At 66.1% G+C, this 15,766-nt stretch carries 10 protein-coding genes and 1 pseudogene; 1 reads left to right on the top strand and 10 read right to left on the bottom strand.

Annotated features, from left to right (window positions below; all coding sequences use genetic code 11):
• The first annotated feature begins 143 nt into the window (after nucleotides 1-143).
• Nucleotides 144-1,808 (top strand): Na+/H+ antiporter, encoded by a 1,665-nt coding sequence (locus tag J8I87_RS03180; protein WP_209930192.1) that lies wholly within the window; start codon nucleotides 144-146, stop codon nucleotides 1,806-1,808.
• Between the two features lie 62 nt (nucleotides 1,809-1,870).
• Here the strand turns inward: J8I87_RS03180 and J8I87_RS03175 are convergent, their stop codons facing one another.
• The 10 genes and pseudogenes from J8I87_RS03175 to J8I87_RS03130 all read right to left on the bottom strand — a co-directional run bounded on the left by J8I87_RS03175 (nucleotide 1,871) and on the right by J8I87_RS03130 (nucleotide 15,706).
• Nucleotides 1,871-3,178, bottom strand: a complete 1,308-nt coding sequence (locus J8I87_RS03175) for a solute carrier family 23 protein (RefSeq protein WP_209929999.1) — start codon at nucleotides 3,176-3,178, stop codon at nucleotides 1,871-1,873.
• Nucleotides 3,179-3,376: 198 nt separating this feature from the next.
• A pseudogene (locus J8I87_RS03170) lies at nucleotides 3,377-3,591 on the bottom strand (methyl-accepting chemotaxis protein); the annotation flags it as partial.
• Nucleotides 3,592-3,872: 281 nt separating this feature from the next.
• Nucleotides 3,873-4,499, bottom strand: a complete 627-nt coding sequence (locus J8I87_RS03165; RefSeq protein WP_209929998.1) for a DUF2239 family protein — start codon at nucleotides 4,497-4,499, stop codon at nucleotides 3,873-3,875.
• Nucleotides 4,500-4,616: 117 nt separating this feature from the next.
• Entirely contained in the window at nucleotides 4,617-9,533 is a 4,917-nt protein-coding gene (locus tag J8I87_RS03160; RefSeq protein WP_209929997.1) for a response regulator, read from the bottom strand.
• Nucleotides 9,534-9,728: 195 nt separating this feature from the next.
• Nucleotides 9,729-11,405, bottom strand: a complete 1,677-nt coding sequence (locus J8I87_RS03155) for a response regulator (RefSeq protein WP_209929996.1) — start codon at nucleotides 11,403-11,405, stop codon at nucleotides 9,729-9,731.
• Complete coding sequence (locus tag J8I87_RS03150) at nucleotides 11,402-12,880, bottom strand: sensor histidine kinase (RefSeq protein WP_245253670.1); 1,479 nt, start codon at nucleotides 12,878-12,880, stop codon at nucleotides 11,402-11,404. Before J8I87_RS03150 ends, J8I87_RS03155 begins: the two co-directional genes overlap by 4 nt.
• A gap of 54 nt (nucleotides 12,881-12,934) precedes the next feature.
• Nucleotides 12,935-14,050, bottom strand: coding sequence for an ATP-binding protein (locus tag J8I87_RS03145; protein WP_209929994.1), 1,116 nt, complete (start codon nucleotides 14,048-14,050; stop codon nucleotides 12,935-12,937).
• Nucleotides 14,035-14,460, bottom strand: coding sequence for an anti-sigma regulatory factor (locus J8I87_RS03140; protein ID WP_209929993.1), 426 nt, complete (start codon nucleotides 14,458-14,460; stop codon nucleotides 14,035-14,037). The genes J8I87_RS03145 and J8I87_RS03140 overlap by 16 nt, the downstream gene beginning before the upstream one ends.
• Before the next feature lie 19 nt (nucleotides 14,461-14,479).
• Nucleotides 14,480-14,836, bottom strand: coding sequence for an STAS domain-containing protein (locus J8I87_RS03135; protein ID WP_209929992.1), 357 nt, complete (start codon nucleotides 14,834-14,836; stop codon nucleotides 14,480-14,482).
• 9 nt (nucleotides 14,837-14,845) lie between these two features.
• The gene (locus J8I87_RS03130; protein WP_209929991.1) at nucleotides 14,846-15,706 is read right to left on the bottom strand and encodes an STAS domain-containing protein; all 861 of its coding nucleotides are present in this window, start codon (nucleotides 15,704-15,706) and stop codon (nucleotides 14,846-14,848) included.
• Nucleotides 15,707-15,766 lie beyond the last annotated feature (60 nt).

Below are 15,766 nucleotides of genomic sequence, written 5' to 3'. Positions count from 1 at the left end.
TCGCGGCGCGTTTTCAGGTGGTCGGGCTAAACTTCGGACTGACCGACGCGCCGCCTCCTCACGACGAGGCGACTCGTACAGCGCGAAGTGTCGGCCTCTTGCTCGCGCGCGTCTGCCTGTTTCCCCACCCTCCTCCGCTTCTGATGGAAATCGTCTTCACCGTTTTGATCCTGCTGCTTGCCGTCGCCGCTTCCGGCGTCGTCGTGCGGCTCGTGCCGTTCAAGCTGCCGCTGCCTCTCGTGCAGATCGGACTAGGCGCGCTGCTCGCGTGGCCGCGCCTCGGCTTGCATGTGACGTTCGATCCCGAGCTCTTCATGCTGCTGTTCATCCCGCCGCTGCTGTTCGCGGACGGCTGGCGCATTCCGAAGCGCGAGTTCTTCATGCAGCGCCGCGCGATCCTGATGCTCGCGCTCGGCCTCGTGTTCATGACGGTCGTCGCCATCGGCTACTTCATTCACGCGATGGTGCCGTCGATGTCGCTGCCCGTCGCCTTCGCGCTCGCCGCCGTGCTCTCGCCGACGGACGCCGTCGCACTCGCCGGCATCGCTGGCCGCAACCGGCTGCCCGAGCACCTGATGCACATCCTCGAAGGCGAAGCGCTGATGAACGACGCCTCCGGCCTCGTCGCGCTGAAGTTCGCGGTCGCCGCCGCGCTGACGGGCGTGTTCTCGCTGCGCGACGCATCGGTGAGCTTCGTCATCATCGCGCTCGGCGGGCTCGCGACGGGCGCGGCCGTTAGCTGGCTGTTCAGCTATGCGTCGACGCGTTTTCTCAACCTCACCGAGGAAGGCGACCCCGCGCCCGGCGTCGTGATGACGATGCTGATTCCGTTCGCGGCCTACCTGTTCGCCGAGCACTTCGGCTTCTCTGGCATTCTCGCCGCCGTCGCCGCGGGCATGACGATGAACTACTCTGACTTCGAGCGCGCGACACCCGCGTCGGCGCGCGTGCGTGCGAACGTCACGTGGACGATGATCGAGTTCGTCTTCAATGGCATGGTCTTTATTCTGCTCGGCTTGCAGTTCCCGCACATCATCGGCCGCGCGCTGCTCGACGCGCACGAAGAGGCAAGCGGTTCCGAGTTGCGGCTGATCTTCCATGTCGTGGCCGTTGCTCTCGCGCTCTACGCGCTGCGCTTCGTGTGGGTGTGGCTGCTGCGCTGGTTCGCGAGCCGCAGCGCGGCCACGCAGGGTGTCACGAATGCGGTGCCCGGCTTGCGCACGGCTTCCATCACGACGATAGCCGGCGTGCGCGGCGCCGTGACGCTGGCGGGCGTGCTGTCGCTGCCCGTCGCGCTGTCGAATGGACAGCCGCTGCCCGGACGCGATGTCGCGATCTTCATTGCGTCGGGCGTGATCCTCGTGTCGCTGGTCGTGGCTGTCGTCGGCTTGCCCGTGCTGATGAACGGCGCGCGCCGCCGTGCCGATCCGCACGCCGCCGAAGAACGCGCCGCGCGCATTCAGGCGGCACAAGCGGCGATTCGCGCAATCGACGAGTTTCACGAGAACGCCGCCGCCGATCTCGACGAAGCGGCATCGGCGCATGCCGCCGACGTGACGGCGCGCGTGATGAATATCTACCGCCGCCGCCTCGCGACGCTCGACGACGACAAGGAGCCCGCCGCCAAGGCGCGGCGCGGCGAAGCACTGGAGTTCCAGATGAAGCTCGCGGCGATGCGCGCCGAGCGCGCGACGCTGCTCGACCTGCGCGGCAAGCAGTTCATCAATGACGACACGATGAACAAGCTGATGCGCGAAGTGGATCTGACGGAGACCGCGCTGCTGACGCGCGGCAAAGGGAAGAATTGAGGCTGAATGAAAACCGGCGCCTCGTGTGCTGACGCGCCGGCTTTGTCGTCGCTTCCTGCCGGTCAGACAGCAGGCTCTTGCGGACCCTTACGCCGCAGCAGCGCATACAGGATGATCGCGCCGAACGTCGCCGTGCCGATTCCGCCGAGCGCGAATCCGCCGAACTTCAGTGAGAAGTCGCCTGCGCCGAGCACGAGCGTCACGGCAGCGACGATCAGATTGCGGTTGTCGGAGAAGTTCACCTTGTTGACGACCCAGATGCGCGCGCCCGTCACCGCGATCAGCCCGAACACGACGATCGATACGCCGCCCAGCACGGGGCCCGGAATCGTCTGGATCACCGCGCCGAATTTCGGCGAGAAGCCGAGCACGAGCGCAATCAGCGCGGCGATCACGAACACGAGCGTCGAATAGATGCGCGTCACCGCCATCACACCGATGTTCTCCGCGTACGTCGTCACACCCGTGCCGCCCGCGAAGCCGGAGACGACCGTCGCGAGACCGTCGCCAATGAATGCGCGGCCGATATAGCGGTCGAGGTTCTGTCCCGTCATCGCGCTGACGGCCTTGATATGGCCGAGGTTCTCCGCGACGAGAATCACCGCGACGGGCGCGAGCAGCGCCATCGCCTGGCCGTTGAAGACGGGTGCCATGAAATGCGGCATACCGAACCACGGCGCGTTCGCGACGATCGAGAAGTCGACCGGCTTGCCCATGCCCATGCCGTTCGTGACGACGGCGTAGATCGCATACGCGATCAGCAGGCCGACGAGAATCAACAGACGCTGCAGCATGCCGTGCGCGAATACGGCCACGGCGCCCACGCACAGCACCGTGACGAGCGCCATATACGAGTCGAACGCGCTGCCGCTCACGCCCTTGACGGCGATCGGCGCGAGATTCAAACCGATCACCGCGACGATTGAGCCCGTCACGACGGGCGGCATCAGCGTTTCGATCCAGGCGGTGCCGATCACCGACACGATCAACCCGATGATGATGTAAGCGACGCCGCACGCAATGATCCCGCCGAGCGCGACGGGTATGTTCATGTTCGGCCCTTGCCCGGTGTAGCCGGTGATCGCGATCACGAGCCCGATGAACGCGAAGCTCGAACCGAGATAGCTCGGCACGCGGCCGCCGACCAGCACGAAGAACCAGAGCGTGCCGATGCCGGACATGAAGATGCAAAGATTGGGATCGAAGCCCATCAGGAGCGGCGCGAGCACCGTCGCGCCGAACATCGCGACGACGTGCTGAATGCCCATGGCGAACATTTGCGGCCAGGGCAGGCGCTCATCGGTGTTGACGACGCGCCCTTCGACGCTCTTCGGCTGGACGCGCCAGCGCGGAAACCAGGAATCGGCCATCGCGGGGGTTCTCCTCTATTGGCGTGGATCTTGTGTGGGAGCGCCGCCGGCTTCGCAGGCATTTTTGCACGCGTATTCGCGCGTCAGGCGGCGCGGTCCAGGATGGGATTCTTGAACTACGCGCGAGTTTACGGAGAGCGCATGTCGATGACAAGCCGCGCAAAATCGATAGCCGCGATCGTGCGGGCGAGTGTTGTATCAAGGAGAAAATGCGGCGACGGCTGCCTTCAGATCACGCGCCCGGCCATCGCGCCCGCCGCCGCAGCCGCCTGCTCGACGAGAGCCGCGTTCTGCTGGGTCACTTCGTCCATCTGCGCGACGGCGCGGTTCACCTGCTCGATACCCGTGCTCTGCTCGCCCGACGCGGCCGAACTCTCGCCCATGATGTCCGTCATCCGTTGCACGGCGCGGACTTGATGAACGGATGTCCGGGATAAGAAAGCCCGAATGAGAGTTGCGCGGGTGGTTTGTGTGCGCGTGGCGAAGACGGGCCGATGCGGTGCGTCGGGGCCAATGCGACGCCCTTTCAGACTTCTCTGATATCGGATCGCATGATTCGATCCCTACACTTCAAAGGCTGCGTGACCCCAATTGAGTAACGCAAGCGATGTTGTAACTCTCCGACTTTTCCGCTCATGCTCCCCGGCGTGAGCGGTTTTTTTTCGCCTTCTCTTCATTGCTTCAGGACTGAGCGTCACGCATCTTCTGGCGCATCGCTACTGAACGCGCGCTTCGCCAGCATGCGCGCATGATCGCGAACATCGACAGGCCACGCAGCCGTCATAGCATCGAAACGAAGCGCGTCGTCGGCGTAAAGCGCCCGTGTCGCTTCCTCATAACCTGCGAAATCGCCCGCCATTGCCGTCATGAAACGGTACGCCGCTTCCTGCGCGTGACGCACCCGGTCCTTCCCTTCGCTCGCGACGCGCGCCGCATCGACCAGCTTGCGCAGCACCACCGATGCGCCGCCCGGCTGCCCGTTCAGCCATTCCCAATGCCTCGGCAGCAACGTCACCTCGCGCGCGACGACGCCGAGCTTCGGACGGCCGCGGCCACGCGATGCGCCAGCTTCCCGGTTCGCGTTTTGCGTCTGGTGCGCGTCTGCGCTGTCGGGTTCGGCGAGCCTCGCGAGCATGTCGCCTGTCGAGCCTCGCAAATCCAGTTCGACAGGCAGACTGGTCAGGTCGTCGAAGATCAGCACAGGGGCCGCGCCGTCACGCTCCGTTGCGGCTTTCACCGATAGCGCGACGTCCTTCAGCGCACCGGACGCAATGCGCCGGACGCCTTCGAAAGCAGTGCAGGTTGCTGGAAGCGTGGTCATGTCGTGCCTCGATGGGTGAAATCGCTCGCGCATTTTATCCGGGTATAAATAGAAAATGCAATATCATCCGGGTAAAAATTAGACTAGACACGCACCCGCCGCACGGAATGCCAGCCGTCACTCGACACACGCGCGCAATGCATGGATCAGCTCGAGCGGATCATACGGCTTGCGCAGTTGCGCCGCGTTGTGCAGCTGCGTGCGCTGCTGCGGCGACAGCGGCGCATCGTTGCCCGTGACGAAGATCACGCGCAACGCGGGCTGGCGCGCCGTCGCGTCGAATGCGAGATCGACGCCCGACGCGCCGCCGAGACCCACGTCCGTCAACAGCACGTCGAAGCTGCCGTCGTCGATCATCTGCAGCGCTTGCGCCGCGCTCTGCGCTTCGGCCACGTCGAGCCCGAACGTGCGCAGCAATTCCGCCGTGCTCACGCGAACCAGTTCGTCGTCCTCGACGAACAGAATGCGCAGATGGCGGATCGCTTCGAACGTCTCGTTGCTGCCGCGATCCACCAGGCGCACCGTCTGCGAGTCCTCAGCCTGCAACGTGACCCCGCCGCCTGGCCGCGCGTATTGCAGGCGCAGCGTGTGCTGGATCTTGCGCGCGAGCGCTTCCTGCGAATAAGGCTTGCTGAGCAGCTCGACGCCTTCGTCGAGACGCCCCGCATGCACGATCGCGTTGTCGGTGTAGCCCGACGTGAACAGCACCGCGATGCCCGGCTGGCGCTCACGCGCCTTGCGCGCCAGTTCGGTGCTGCGCAGGGGCCCCGGCATCACGACGTCGGTGAAGAGCAGATGGATCGGCACGCCGCTCTCGATGATCGCGAGCGCGCTTTGCGCATCTCTCGCCTTCAGCACGCGATAGCCGAGCGACGCGAGCATCTCGACAACCGTCGTACGCACGTCTTCATCGTCCTCGACGACGAGGATCGTCTCGGAGCCGCCTTTCGCCTGCCCCGCATCGACTTCGGTTTCGAGGTCTTCCTCCTCGCGCACGCGCGGCAGATAAAGGCGGATCGTCGTGCCGTGTCCGGGTTCGCTATAGATCTTCACATGACCGCCCGACTGCTTGACGAAGCCGTACACCATGCTCAGGCCCAGCCCCGTGCCCTGCCCTTCGGGCTTGGTCGTGAAGAACGGCTCGAACACGTGCTCCTGCACTTGCGGCGACATGCCCGAGCCCGTATCGGTGACGGCCACCATCACGTACTGACCGGGCACCACATCGGCATGGCGCTTCGCGTACGCATCGTCGAGCGACGCATTGCCCGCTTCGATGGTGAGCTTGCCGTGGCCGTCCATCGCATCGCGCGCGTTGATCGCGAGATTGAGCAGCGCGTTCTCGACCTGGAACGGATCGACGAGCGTATTCCACAGGCCGCCCGACACCACCGCTTCGATCTCGATGCCGTCGCCCAGCGCGCGGCGCAGCATGTCGTCGAGGCCGCGCACGAAGCGCCCGAGGTTCACCACCTTCGGCGCGAGCGGCTGTCGCCGGCCGAACGCGAGAAGTTGCGACGCGAGCTTCGCGCCACGCGCGACGCCCGCCAGCGCATTGCGCACGCGCTGCGAAGGCCGCTCGTCACCCGCGACGTCGTCGGCGAGAAGCTGCAGATTGCCGCCGATCACTTGCAGCAGATTGTTGAAGTCATGCGCGACACCGCCCGTCAGCTTGCCAATCGCCTCCATCTTCTGCGCGATGCGCAATGCCTCTTCGGCGTGACGCAGCGCTTCCTGCGTTTCGCGGTCGCTCGTCACGTCGCGGCCGACACCGTGGACGCGCTCCGTATCCGGATCGAGCGAGAGCGTCCACGCGATCCAGCGCCACGAGCCGTCCGCATGCCTGAGACGATTCTCGAAGCGCACAGGCGCACCCGTGCGGCGCAGCTCGCCGAGATGCGCGTTGACCAGCGGGAGATCGTCGGCGTGGATCAGCGCGAAGTACGGTTGCAGCGCGAGCCAGCGCACGTCGTGACCGAGCACGCGCGTCCACGAAGGACTCACGCGCTCCAATCGGCCGTCGACGCCCGCGACCACCAGCAGGTCCTCGCTGATCTCCCACAGACGGTCGCGATCCGCGACGGCTTCGACGACGCGTGCCTCCAGCGTTTCGTTCAGTTCGAGCAGCGCCTCTTCCGCCCTGGTGCGTTCGACGATCTCTTTCTGCGCGGCCTGATAGAGGCGCGCGTTGTCGATGGCCGTCGCGGCCTGCGCGGCGATGCCCTCGACGATGCGCTCGGCGCGCGAGGTGAAGACGCCCGGCGCCGGATGGCCGAAGAAAAGCCCGCCGAGCACTTCGCCCGTGCGCGACACGACAGGCGCCGCGAGATAGCTGCGCACCTGGAGATGACCTTCGGGCATGCCGCGATGAGGCGGATTGCGGCCGTAGCGCGAATCTTTCGTGATGTCGTCGGAGCGCACGATGCTCTCGCCGTTGAACGTCGGCGCAAACAGGGCCGTGTTACGCGGCATCGGAAACTTCGCGAACGTGTCCTTCGGCACACCCGAGAGCGTGTACAGCATGTAGCCGCCGCCCTTGTCGTCCTGCACGTTGTAGAAGAATGAACCGAATGAGGCGCCCGTGAGCTCCGTTGCGGCATCGACGACGACCTGCACCGCGCGGTTCAGATCGAGTTCGGCCGCGACCACCGTGCCGACGCGATTCAGGATTTCCAGCGTGCGCGATTCCTCGCGCAGGCGGTTGCCCGTCTCGCGCCGCAGACGCGCGAGCTGAAGGTTGCCCGCGACGCGCGCGAGCAGTTCGCGCGCGGCAAACGGCTTGATCAGATAGTCGTCCGCGCCCGATTCGAGACCGCCCACTTTCGCCGCTTCACCCGCGCGCGCCGACAGCAGCAGCACGGGCGTTTCGCGCAGTTCAGCATCGGCGCGCAATGCGCGCAGCAGCTCGAAACCGTTGAGCTTCGGCATCATCACGTCCGACACCACCAGATCGGGCCGCAGCTTGCCCGCGACGGCGAGCGCCTCTTCGCCGTCGGCGGCGACCTGCACGTCATGCCCCGCCGCCGACAGGATGCGCCGCATGTAGTCGCGCAGATCGGCGTTATCGTCGACGACCAGCAATCGGCCCGTTTGCGCGCCCTGCTGGCCGCCCCCCGCCGTGTCGGCGGAATCGTCGAGCAGGCTGCCCATGTCGTTGGTGTCGGCGTCGTCTGCGTTCTGCGCGTCGGGCAGCCAGCGCCTCGCCGCATCGACATAGGTGCGCGCTTGCCGGCTCGTCAGCGCGCGCGTGGCGCCGCTCGACGCGGCGTCGATGGGCGCGGGCGGCAGCACCACGGTAAACCGCGTGCCGACGCCCAGTTCGCTTGTGACGCGAATCGTGCCGTCATGCAGCCGCACGAGTTCATGCACGAGCGCAAGCCCGATGCCGCTGCCTTCGACCGAGCGGCCCATCGCCCCCTCGACACGATGAAACCGTTCGAACAGGCGCGGAATTTCGTGCTCCGGAATGCCGATGCCCGAATCGGCGACGCTTGCTTCGATGCTGCCGTTGTCCGCCTTTTTCACGCTGACCGTGATCGTGCCGCTGAGCGTGAACTTGAACGCGTTCGACAGCAGATTCAGCACGACTTTTTCCCACATGTCGCGGTCGATGGGCACGAGATGCGGCAGCGGCTCGCAATCGACAGTGAGTGTCATGCCCGCCGACTCAATCGCCGACCGGAACAGCGACGCGAGATCGGCGGTGAACGCGGCGAGGTCGGTCGGCTGCGGATGAATCTCGATCCGTCCCGCTTCGATGCGCGAAAAATCGAGCAGCGTGTTCACGAGCTTGAGGAGCCGCAAGCCGTTGCGATGCGTGACTTCGATCAGCATGCGCTCCGATGCGTCCGTCTGCGGCTTCGCCAGCAACTCTTCGAGCGGGCCGAGCATCAGCGTGAGCGGCGTGCGGAACTCATGGCTGATGTTCGAGAAGAACGTTGTCTTCGCGCGGTCGATTTCCGCGAGCGCTTCCGCGCGCCGCCGCGCTTCGTCATATGCGTCCGCATAGCCGAGCGCCGCGCCGATCTGCCGCGCGACCAGCGTCAGAAACGACCGGTAGTTGTCGTCGACGAGCCGGTACGGGTTGAGCCCGACTACCAGCACGCCGCCGCGTCCCGTTTCGCCCGACGGTTGCACGGGCAGCACGGCCGCCTGCGCCGGCGGACGCTGCCATGCGCCTGTAGGCAGCGACGTGCCGAAACGCTCCGCGAGATCCGGCACGATCGCGAGCCGCTGGCCGCGCAACACGTCGACGAACGGCCATACGGGGCCGCGCGCGCCATCCATCGTGGGCGGCGCGGCGGGATGATCGGGGGCGATGCCGCACGCGCCCGCGAGCGACGCGACGGCGCTGCCCGGCTCGGCCTGGTAGAAGAGCGCGAAGGTGATGTCATAGGGATCGCTCTTCAGCGCGAGCACGCTGCCTTCGCAGACGTCGCGCCACGACAGCGCCTCGCGCGTCGCGCTGCCGATCTCGCGCAGCAGCCGCAACTGACGATCGCCGAGCACGCGCGCGGTGTCGTCGCTGTTCGCGCAGATGATGCCGCCCGTGCCGCCGCCGTCGTCGGGAACCGGGCTGTACGAGAACGTGTAGTACGTCTCCTCCGGGTAGCCGTTGCGCTCCATGATGAGGAGCTTCTGCTCGGTGAACGTGCCTTCGCTGCCCGTCAGCGCCGTTTCCAGCAGCGGATGAATCTCGCTCCAGATTTCGCGCCATACGACCGACGTCGGCTGTCCGAGCGCAGCGGGATGCTTGCCGCCGATGATCGACTTGTACGGATCGTTGTAGAAGAACACGAGGTCCGGCCCCCAGCCGATCCAGATCGGCTGGCGCGATGTCAGCATGATGCGGATCGCCGTCTTCAGGCTTTGCGGCCAGCCGTCGGGATCGCCGAGCTGCGTCGCGCGCCAGTCGTACGCGCGCATCAGCTCGCCCATCTCGCCGCCGCCGGCGAGAAAGCTCGGCGCCGCGCCATCCGCGAGGGCTCCTTCCGCCTCAGCGTGCGTGCCTGCCATCGTGTTGTCCGGTTTCATCGACGCAACCTCAAATGTCCCGTCGCATGACGCGCGCGCATAGTTCCGTTGCCGTCCTGCCGGTCGCGCCCGCGCCTCCATTCGTCAATCCACTGGTTGTCTTTTCCGCCTGCGTCTGCCTGCCGCCCTTATCCGCTTTCCCTGCCTGCCGCCGGATTCAGCTCGCTCTCGTGTTTGCGCGCTCCTCGCCCGAACTCACTCCGTCATATCCGAACGGGCCGCGTCAGGCTGCGCCGGCACGCCCGGGTTGCGCGGCGTAGCGCCTGGCGCGTCCGCCGCAATCACGCGCTCGATGTCGTCGAGGGATGCAGGTTTCACGAGATGATGGTCGAAGCCTGCATCGCGCGTGCGTTGCCGGTCGCTCTCCTGCCCGTAGCCCGTCAGCGCGATCAGCAGCGCGCCCGCGGTCGCCCGTTCGGCGCGCAGCGCGCGCGCAACCTGAAAGCCGTCGATGCCCGGCAAGCCAATGTCGAGCAGCACCACATCCGGCCTGAATTCGGGCGCGGCCGCAAGCGCGGCCGCGCCGTCGTACAGCACGCGGACCTCGTGGCCAAGCATCTCCAGCAGGATCGACATCGACTCCGCGCCGTCGATGCTGTCGTCGACGACCATCACGCGGCGCTTCGCATTCGGCGCGCTTCCGCCAGACGGGCGATGAACCGCCGAATCGGCTGGGTTCGCGCCGGGCGCAGTTGTGTCAGGTGCCGTTGCAGCGGGCGTCGATACGCCGGGCGTCGATACGCCGGGCGTCGGTACGCACGGCGCAGCGCCTGCTTCGAGCGCGATGGGCAAGGTCACGACGAATTCCGACCCCATCCCGAGCCCTGCCGAAAATGCTTCGATCGTGCCGCCGTGCAACTCACTGAGCGTCTTCGCGAGCGACAGCCCGATACCGAGGCCGCCCTCGGAGCGCGCGAGCGAATCTTCGGATTGCATGAACAGGTTGAACACATCGGCAAGCTCGTTCGGCGGGATGCCGATGCCGTTGTCGCGCACGCGAATCACCACGCTGCCGCCCGCCGTGCTCACGTCCAGCGCGATCACGCCGCCCTCCGGCGTGTACTTCGCCGCATTCGACAGCAGATTGCCGATGATCTGCGCGACGCGCATCGAGTCGCCGCGAATCATGCAGGCCGGTTCGGGCAAGTTGACGTGCAGCGCGTGATGCTTCCTCACGATCGACGGCTGATTCGTTTCCACCGCCGTTGCGACGGCTGCCGCGACATTGACGCATTCGATCTGCAGCGCGATCTTGCCGTGCGTGATGCGCGACACGTCGAGCAGATCGTCGACGAGCCGGCTCAGATGCTCGACCTGGCGGCGCGCGATCATGCGGGCGTCGCGCACCGCTTCCTCGTTCGCGTGATGACGCGGGTCCATCAGTTCGACGGCGTTGCGGATCGGCGCGAGCGGGTTGCGCAACTCGTGCGCGAGCGTCGCGAGAAACTGGTCCTTGCGCCGGTCCGCGTCACGCAGCGCCTCTTCCGCACGATGCAGCCGCAACATCGCGCGCACGTTGGCGACGAGCTCGGAAGGCTCGATCGGCTCAGTCAGATAGCTGTCCGCGCCGCCATCGAGCGCGCGAACCTTGTCGAACGATTGCACGGCGGCCGCCGACGTTTGCAGCACGAGCGTCGAGCGCGTGCGCGGATCGCGCTTCAGGATCGAACAGACCTCGATGCCGCTGATGTCGGGCAGCTTCACATCGAGCAGCACGAGCGCCGGGTTGTGCGCGCGCACCTGATCGAGCGCGCCGTGGCCCGTCGCCGCCTCGATCACCTCGAAACCGGCATGCACGAGCACGCGCGTCTTCGCGTAGCGCGCGCCGTCATTGTCGTCTACGTTGAGTATCAGCGCGGCGGCCACGGTCATGAGGCGCCTCCGGGCGCGGAGGACGCGCCGCCTGCGTCACCGTTCGCGCCGGGCGCGTCGTGCCCGGCGACGGCTTCGGCCTTGAGCGGCAGCGTCGTGTAGAACGTCGAGCCGACGCCTGGCGTGCTGTCGACACCCGTATAGCCGCCGAGCAGCGCGGCAAGCTTGCGGCACAGCGACAGGCCGAGCCCCGTGCCCTTCACGCGTTGTTGCAGATGGTTCTGCACCTGGCCGAACTCTTCGAAAATCACTTGCTGATGCTCCTCGGCGATGCCGATTCCCGTATCGGCCACGAAGAACGTGACGCCTTTGCCATCCGGCTCCAGCCGCGCGCCCACACGAATCTCGCCGCGCTCGGTAAATTTGAGCGCGTTGGAGACGAAATTACGCAGTATCTGCGTGAGCTTGGCTTCGTCGCTGAAGATGGGTGGCAAACCGTACGTGTCCTCGAAAATCAGCGCCACGGCGGGATCGCTCAAAAGCGGCGTGAGCGTTGCGCGCAGCGCCGCAAAAAGGCCCGTGGCTTTGAACCAGACTGGCGTCACGTCGGCACGGCCGGCTTCTATCTTGGCCAGATCGAGCAGATCGTTGACGATGTCGGACAGGTCTTCGGCCGATTTGCGGATGAGTAGCACCTGGCGTTCCTGCTCCGCGGTCAGGTCGCCGTCCAGCCGGTTCAGCAGCAGATTCGACAGCGCGCGGATCGAGCTGAGCGGCGTGCGCAGCTCGTGGCTCATGTTCGACAGGAAACGCGACTTCATCGTGTCGGCGCGGCGCAATTCGTCCGCGCGCTCGTCGAGTTCCGCGTACAGCGCGACCACGCCGCGATTGGTCGCTTCGAGTTCCTGCGTGAGGCGCGTGAGTTCGTCCTGGCGGTCGCGCAGTTCCGTCAGCGTCGATAGCAGTTCGCGGTTCTGCTCGTGCATTTCGTCGAATGAACGGCGCGCCATCTCCAGCGCGTCGCGTGGTGCGCCCGCTTGCGCGCGTTTCTGCGCGTTTTCCTGGGCGCCTTGATGCATCAGGCCGCGCACGACGGCATCGAGGCCCGTCGTGGCCACTTCCGGCCGGTCGATCGGCAGGAAGCGCGCCATCGATACCGTCGTGCCGCTTCCCGCCGCCGATTCGATCTCGCAGCGGTCCATCAGGCGGCGGCTGCCGGCGATGCCGCGCCCCATGCCCGTCGTCGAACGATAGGTGCCGTCGAGCACCGCTTCGAGGTCGCAGATGCCGGGCCCGTCGTCGCTCACGTCGATCAGAAACGCCTGCGGCTTCGCGGCGCCGTCGAATGCGAACGACACTTCGCCGCCACGTGCGTACTCGTATGCATTGCGCGCGATTTCGGACACCGCGCTCGCAATGCGCGTCTGGTCGAGCGGCGAAAAGCCGAAGCCTGCTGCCAGCGCACGCGCCTTGCGGCGGGCCGCGACCACGTCTTCCTCGGTGTCGAGCCGCATGCGCAGCAAGGGGGTCGCCAAGCCTGAAATGTACTCACGTCCCATGCTTTACTCTGCTCCCATGCAAGCTGGTGGCTAAGCCGCCTTGACGACGACCACCGTGGCGTCGTCGCGGCGGCGCGAAAAATCGCGGTACAGCACGGCGGCGATCATCACGGCCGGCTGCAGATGCAAGCCTGGATAGGCCGCCAGGTCCCAGCGCGTGCCAATGCCGTCCGAATGCAGGACGAGCAGCGCGTCGCGCGTCCACGGCACTTCGTATTCCTGCGACTCGCGCATCGTATGACCGACGATGCCGTTGCGCGACGTGAGCTGCCAGCTGTCGCGCGCTCCGCCCGCAGCCGCCGCGCCGTGCGCCGCGCCGCCGCCGACGAGCGCCGGCCTGCCGGCATTGAAGATCGACGCCGCGATGTTGCCCGTGCCCGCGAACGCCAGTTGCGAGCGCGCGAGGTCGAGCCGCGCGATCGCCACGGCCGCGCCGCGCGTCGGGCGCAGCGCGCCGTGCGCAAGCGCCATCAGCGCGGCGGGCGAGCGGCCCGCGCGGCGCCGCACGACATCGACGGCGCTGGCGGCCGCCACATGTGCATCGGGACCGTGGCCGAGACCATCCGCGACGGTGATCGTCAGACCGTGCTGGTCGGACTCGATGCCCCACGCGTCACCGCAAACCACTTCGCCCGGATAAGGCACGCACACGCCGCCGATATCCGTGCCCGCCGCCGGCGCGGCGCGTGCCGGCATGCCGTCGTTCGCGCCGCGGCCGCGCACGACGGCGCGCAGCACGGTGCCAAGACGCGGCTGCGAATACACCGCCAGTTCTTCCGACAGACGCCGGATCGCGCCGAGGCCCGTGCCCGGCGAGCCCGCCGTCGAGCGCCCGTCGTGAAACGCAAGACGCACGTCCTGCATGCCGGGACCTTTGTCGATCGCGATGATCTCGACGCCGTCCGTGGGCGTGCCCGGCGCTTCGGCCGGCAATTCGCGCACGAGCAGTTCGCCGTGCTGCGCGTGCTTGAGGATGTTGGTCGCCGCCTCCGTCACGATCAGCGCGACGCGGCCCAGATCCGTTTCGTTCAGCGCGCCTTTTTGCGCCGCCTCAGTCGCGCCGCGCCGCGCATACGCGACGCTGGTCGCGTCGGCGATTTCGAACGACGCATGCATCCCGCGCAGACCGCTCAGCGAAGTTTCCATTTGGTGATCGACACTGTCGTGCCCCTTCCTGGTTCCGAGTGGATTTCGAATTCGTCGCACAGACGCCGCGCGCCGCCGAGGCCGAGGCCAAGTCCCGAGCCGCTGGTGAAGCCGTCCTGCATCGCGCGTTCCACATCGGGTATGCCTGCGCCGTTGTCGACGAACGTCAGCCTGAGCCCCTTGCGCGTCCCGTTGACGACCACGGCCAAGGTCGCATCACCGCCTCCACCGTACAAAAGCGTGTTGCGTGCCAGTTCGCTTGCGGCCGTGACGAACTTTGTCTGATCGACGAGCGAGAAGCCTTGCGTAATCGCCTCGTCGCGCACGATCTGCCGAAGCTTGACGATCTCCTGATCCGAGCGCAGGCCCACTTCGAGAGTCGACGTCACCACTACGCCGAATGAGTTCATGGTTGAGCGCCCCAATTGGTCAGCGCTGTCGCTGCTTGAGCAGCGCCATGCCTCGTTCGACGTTGAGCGCCGTGCGCACGCCCGTCAGCGTGAGCCCGAGCTCGACCAGCGTGATCGCGACCGACGGCTGCATCCCGACGACAACCGTCTGCGCGTCGAGCACCGTCGCCATCGCGGCCGTATTGCTGATCATCCGGCCGATGAATGAATCGACGATGTCGAGCGCCGAGATGTCGATCAGCACGCCCTTCGCCTTGTCCTTGACGATGCGCGCGGTCAGATCGTCCTGAAGCGCGAGCGCGAGACGATCGTGCATGTCGACTTGAATCGCGACGATCAGACAGTCGCCCATCCGCAAGATTGGAATGCGGTCCATGTCCGCTCCTCAGCCGACGCGCGACGACACGCTCTGCCCGCTCTTCTCCAGCGCGACGATAAACGCATCCGCGAGCGTGGACTTCGTGATCACGTTGGTGAGATCGACGCCGAGATGCACGATGGTCTGCGCAATCTGCGGACGAATGCCGCTGATGATGCAATCGGCGCCCATCAGACGCGCAGCCGCGACCGTCTTCAGCAGATGTTGCGCGACGAGCGTGTCGACGGTCGGAACGCCCGTGATGTCGATGATCGAAATCGCCGCGCCCGTTTCGACGATCTTCTCCAACAGGCTTTCCATCACGACTTGCGTGCGTGCGGAATCGAGCGTGCCGATCAGCGGCAGCGCAAGAATGCCGTCCCACAGTTGCACGACGGGCGTCGACAGTTCGAGCAATTCTTCCTGCTGACGCGCGATGATGGCATCGCGGCTGCGCTGGAACACTTCCGTCGTGTAAAGGCCGAGCGCATCGAGTAGCAGGTTCAGCATCCAGCTCACTTCCGCCAGTTCTTCCGGGCGGTCGCCGAACGCCTCGCGCATGCGCCCGTACAGCGGCTGCTTCAGCGAGAACACGAAAGTCGCCGTTTCGGCGGGCGTGAAGCCCTGGCGCGCGCGATGCGCGGACATGTCGCCGAGAAACGCGCGCACAGGTTCCCATTCGGGACGGCTCGCGTCGAGCGTATCGGCCGTGGCCAGCGTGTCGGAGAAGATGTTCAGGAACTTGCGGAACTGATCGCTCATTTCCGCTTCCGTGGTGAGCCCGCGACGCAGTGCGATCGATAGATGCTGATTCAACCAGTCTGCTAGCAACGTGTCGCGGTGACGCGTCAGCACTTCAACGAGGGTCGCGCTTTTCGATGCTTCCATAAGGTCTCCGGGAACAGGGCAAGTAAATTTTGCTGAACTGTTTGCGTGCAAACTGTTCGC

It is taken from the genome of Paraburkholderia sp. LEh10 (genome assembly GCF_017814945.1).
Taxonomy (GTDB): domain Bacteria; phylum Pseudomonadota; class Gammaproteobacteria; order Burkholderiales; family Burkholderiaceae; genus Paraburkholderia.
This window is presented reverse-complemented; position numbering and strand designations above follow the sequence as displayed.